This window comes from Lentiprolixibacter sp., assembly GCF_982873095.1.
This window is the reverse complement of the sequence record NZ_CEYNTP010000200.1, coordinates 1-5,300: the sequence shown is the minus strand read 5'-3', so window position 1 is coordinate 5,300 and position 5,300 is coordinate 1. Positions and strand designations below refer to the sequence as shown.

The window sequence follows — 5,300 nt, the reverse complement described above, 5'->3', positions numbered from 1 at the left end:
TCGTAGTTCCCTAAAAGCGCCAGTTGAAGCTCACGCTGGCCTTCCAGAACAAACAAGCCGGTTTTATCGCGGCCTCTCTTTTTTTCCTTTAACTGAAGGACGCGCCTTATCAGGGGGTTTTGGAGGCTGCTAATATATTTTTCGGGACGCATAGTGGCAAAAGTAGGGAATACTTCCCCACTTTTATAAGGCTATTGCATCATTGGTATACCGGACTATTTCCCCTGGTATTTGCCTGTGTAACGTTTCCAGAGCTCTGTCTGGTGCGTTTCCAGGGAAATTTCCCTCCCGTCAATAAAGGCGTGTGTGAGCTGGTTGCCCCGCATATCGAGGGCATCTCCTTCGGATAAGAAGAAGGTCGCACTCTTACCTGTTTCCAGAGTACCGTAGTTGTCATCTATTCCCAGGATCCTGGCCGTATTCCCTGTAATAAGCTTAAGCGCTTCCTCTTTGGCCAGGCCCTGGCCTACAACCTGTCCTGCATAAAATGGCAGGTTCCGTGTTTGGAAATTCGAAGCACTTGCATTTTGAAGCCCTACCAACAAACCGCTGTCAACAAGAAGTTTGGGCAGTTTATAGGGAAGGTCATAATCATCATCGTCAAAATTGGGTAATGAATGGGTGAAATTGACCAAAACAGGGATATTATTTTGTTTTAGAAAATCGGTGATCTTGTAGGCGTGGTAACCTCCAACAAGCACAACATCACGTATCCCGGCCTTCTTCAAAAGGGTTACGGCATCAATAATTTCCTTTTCACCATTAGCATACACATATAACTTCTGTTTTCCCGTGAAGAGGCCTTGCATCGCCTGATAGGGAAGATTAACTTCCTTGGACGGGCTTTGGCCGTAGGCACGGGCATTGCCAATAAAGCGTTCAACTTCCCCGGTCTGTTTTGCATATTCCTTATTGGGCTGATACCCGCGGGGTTCTCCAAGCCACCAACGGCCCCTTCGAAAGGAGTTGGGCCAGTTTAAGTGGATGCCATCATCTACTTTAATGGCCGCATCTTCCCAGTTCCAGGCGTCAAACTGAACAATGGTGGAACTACCTGAAATACGCCCCCCTTTGGGAGTAACCTGCCCGATCAGTACACCGTTGGGCCGCATACTTTCCACCACTTTGGATTCCGCATTATAGGCGATAAGGCTCCTTACATGCGGGATCATACTGCCAATCTCGTCCTGGTCATTACTAGCCCTTACCGCATTGACTTCAATTAATCCCAGAGATTTTCCCGGTGCGATAAAACCAGGATACAGGTGTTTTCCATCTGCTTTGATGATGCGACCTTCAGGTGATGCATCGGCACCGATTGCGGTAATTTTTCCCCCTTCAAATACCAGGGTGCAGTTTTCAATAACCTGCCCGTTGCCAACATGGGCTGTGGCCCCTGTAATACTAATGGTTTCCGATTGCTCGGGGGCCGGGGTCTGTTGGGCAGACAAGGAGGTGAAGGTGCTTACAATGGCAATAAGATATATTATACTGAGCTTTTTCATGATCATTTTTTTAGAGACTGTCACAATGAAATTTTTCTTTCTTGATTTGGGCGGGTTTCCGGGTTTTGGCCCCTCCTTCTTTTTCCTGAAGCATCAACTGTATTAGTTTATTGCGTTCTTCAGCTATCGCCTTGCGTTGCGCCTTGTCTTTTTCCAGGTCAAAATAGGTAACCCCCTGTATGATTGTTTTTTCAGCTTTTGCGTAGACAGACATCGGGTGGTCACTCCACAGTACCAGATCGGCATCCTTCCCTTCTTTGATACTGCCCACACGATTGTCTATATGCAGCAATTTCGCGGGATTGATGGTCACTGTCTTCCAGGCCTCCTCTTCGGATAAGCCACCGTATTTTACCGTCTTTCCGGCTTCCTGATTGAGCCTGCGCGACATTTCCGCATCATCACTGTTGATGGCCACGGTAACGCCTTGTTGAGCCATGATGGCCGCATTATAAGGAATCGCGTCTTTTACCTCGTATTTGTATGCCCACCAATCGCTGAAGGTAGAGCCGCCAGCTCCGTGTGCCGCCATTTTATCCGCAACTTTGTACCCTTCCAGAATGTGGGTAAAGGTATTCAGGGTAAATCCGAATTTTTCCGCCACCTTCATCATCATATTGATCTCGCTTTGCACATAGGAATGGCAGCTAATGAACCGCTCCCCGTTGAGGATTTCAACAAGCACTTCGAGTTCCTCATCATAGCGATATGGTTGTCCGCTTTTTTTCAGGGCTTCATATTCACGGGCACGCTGGAAGTAGTCTGTAAAAACCTGCTCCACGCCCATACGGGTTTGTGGAAAACGGGAATAACTCTCCCAATTACTTTGTTTTACATTTTCCCCCAGGGCAAACTTGATGAACTTGGGGGAGTTCTCAAAGATCATGTTGGCAGCGCTTTCTCCCCATTTTAAGCGCAAAATGGCCGAGCGCCCCCCGATAGGGTTGGCCGAACCATGAAGCAACTGCAGGGTAGTGACCCCTCCGGCCAGGTTCCTGTAGATATCGATGTCTTCCGGGTCCACCACATCTGTCATTTTCACTTCTGCTGTGGAGTTGTGCCCGGCTTCATTGATCGCCAGGGCAGCAATATGACTGTGTTCATCTATAACACCAGCCGTTAGGTGCTTCCCTGTTGCATCTATCACACGTGCCCCTCCAGCACGGAGGTTTTGGCCTATCGCGGCGATTTTTCCTTTCCTCACCAACACATCCGTGTTTTCAAGGACCCCGGCTTCCTCACTCGTCCAGACGGTTGCGTTTTTAAACAGAAGATCTTCCTGTCGTGGCCGGGAAGTGTAACCATACCCAACGTTGGGATAGGTCATAGGGACTACCTCTGGCCTTCCATTTTGCTGGCCCTTCTTCTTGTCCTCTTTTTCTTCAGGGCCTGTCTTCTTATTTGCAGTAAACGAGGTTTCCCGTCCATCCGGAAGGATCAGACGCCCGGTTATACTCGCCTGTCCGGGATTCACCCGTGCTGTCATACGATGTCTTTGTTCCCCTTCCTGGTCAGTAAATGACAATTCCAGCCAGTCTTCTTTGTACTGAAGTTTAGATGTGTATTTCAGAGTATCGCGTTTGATTTCGGACTTAGGTTTGGACACCTCACCACTGACCTTCCAGTTGTACGTAACCCCTCCGGCAATGAGTTCATATTCTCCCCGGATATCCTGTTGTCCTAAATCGTTGATAACGTATTTTCTACCCTGTACCCAGTTCTCGTAAAGCGTTGTGGCTTTCTCGAATACATCACCGGAGGTGATCAGGAAATTGGCATATTTACCAGCTTCCAGAGTCCCTATCTGGCCTGATTTGTTCAGCAATTTGGCAGGTACGGTAGTCAATGCCGCCAAGGCCTTTTCCTTGGAAAGCCCATATTGTATGGATTTCAGGATTTTTTCCTTGAACTTGTCCGGAGATTTCAGTTCGTGTAAGGTGAATGAAAATGGTATTTCGTTTTTTGCCAGTACCGCTGGGTTGGTAGGGGCCTGGTTCCATTCGCGCATGTCTTTTAGGGCGATATATGACGCCTGGTAGGGATTGGAGACGTCAAATGGATCGGGAAAATCCACAGGAACGATCAATTGCGCATTCGTTGCCTTGATATCAGCAATATTTTCATATTCATCCCCTCCTGCGAGTATCGCATATTGAATACCGTTGGCATCACCAATGCCGTCTGCTCGCAGTACATTTCCTTTGTCGCCGGCAGCAAAGATCTGCACCAGGTTTTTATTGGCATTCAGCGCTTCCAGGGACCGATCCTTTGTATTACTGTTCCCTTTGGCATACCAGTCTGCATCAGTATACATCTGCCTTAGCAAAGCCATTGCCCCCATAAGCGAAGTGGGGTAGGATTGCGTCTTGGCTACACTCCGGGTAAATGAAAAGTATTGAGCAGACCTGTCATCGATTATCCGCTCCCCATCACTTACTTCACTGTTCAGGGCTACAAGTACTCCTGTTCCTCGTGCAATACCATCTTGCAGATGTGTATTTACTACACCGAATCCGGCCTTTTGAAGCTGTACTGCCTTTTTGCTATCAAATTTGAACTTTGATATCGCGTTGTTTTCAGGCATGATATGGTCGTTCCAGTAGAAGCCCTCCCTTGCGGCATCGTATTGGGGAGATCTTCTTCCACCACCTGCCCTTTTGGGTTTTTGAACACCAAAATCAGAAAAGGGGTCTATAAAAGAAGGATAGATAAACCTGCCTTCCAGGTCCACAACCACGCTATTCTTAGGAATGGCAACCGCATTCCCTACGGCTACCACTTTTCCTTTCTGTACGAGCAAGGTCCCTTTTTCCACCTTTCTCTCAGGACTTATATGGATGGTAGCGTTGGTAAAGGCAGTGTAAGTGTTATCTTTTGATTTAACCCCATCGTTCTTTGGGAAGTAATCCTGGCCCAGAGCCAGGGAGGCAAATCCACACCAGAAAAGCGCGGAAAGCAGTAATCGTATTCTCATTATTTTCAGGATTGATTAATTTAAGACGGCTAAAAATAAGTGAACGGCAACGAATCGCTCCTTTATTAGTTTTTTTTTAACGTTTAGCAGGGAGAAACCGAATGACCCCCTTACTCTTGCACCGGGTGTTCGGAATGATAGTTGACCAAAAGCGCTACCACCTGATTGTAGCTTTTTATTCCCTGGCGTTGCTTGTTCATCTTTAGAAAGGTGTTAAAAACCGACTTAAAAAGGGGTTCCAGAGGATTTTCATATTGTTTCCAGAAGGCAGTTACTTCAGCATAATTGGCTTTAACCCCGGGATTTATTTGAGCGTTTAAGGTAGTATACGTCTCTTTGTCCCTTAGAAAGACTTCTCTCAGGCAATACCCCAGGGCATAAGCATTTGCAGCATACTGAAAATGCAGGTTGTCATTTTTAAGAGTGGCCAGATAACCGATAAAACTAACTTCGTTTTCAGCTGAATAACCCAGCTGGTGGCCTATTTCATGTCCTGAGACAACCGGGTAGCGGAAGAGTGGAATCTTTCCGTTCACCTGGGCTTCATGAGTGAAGGGGTTCAAATAGCCCCCGTATCCCATATAACTAAGTCCGGTGCTGAATAACGAACGTTTTACACTCGGATTCGAATATGAGAGGAAGGGATAGTCCTTTTGCAAGCGCTCGTAGCCGGATAGGGTCAGCTCGAATACTTCGCCCCTTGAGAAAGGAAAGGATACCGGCTCTTCATTTGATCCGGTAAGTTTTTCTTGCAGTGTGTTGGTTGTATAAATAAGGCGTTGGGTAACCTCAAGTAGTGCATCTTCTGTATAATTTTTTTC

Annotated in this window: 3 protein-coding genes and 1 pseudogene; all 4 read right to left on the bottom strand. The window is 47.1% G+C overall.

All coding sequences use genetic code 11. The annotated features are described in order from the left end of the window. A pseudogene (locus tag AC4E7D_RS11265) lies at positions 1-152 on the bottom strand (RNA methyltransferase); the annotation flags it as partial. Positions 153-215: 63 nt separating this feature from the next. Continuing rightward, a complete protein-coding gene (locus AC4E7D_RS11260; RefSeq protein WP_490173892.1) occupies positions 216-1,505 on the bottom strand; it encodes an amidohydrolase family protein in 1,290 nt (429 codons plus the stop codon). A gap of 10 nt (positions 1,506-1,515) precedes the next feature. Next, positions 1,516-4,479 carry an amidohydrolase family protein gene (locus tag AC4E7D_RS11255; RefSeq protein WP_490173891.1) on the bottom strand — a complete coding sequence of 988 codons (2,964 nt, stop codon included), beginning with the start codon at positions 4,477-4,479 and terminating at the stop codon, positions 1,516-1,518. Between the two features lie 110 nt (positions 4,480-4,589). Then, a partial coding sequence (locus tag AC4E7D_RS11250; protein WP_490173890.1) for a DUF3810 domain-containing protein occupies positions 4,590-5,300 on the bottom strand: 711 nt, incomplete at its 5' end.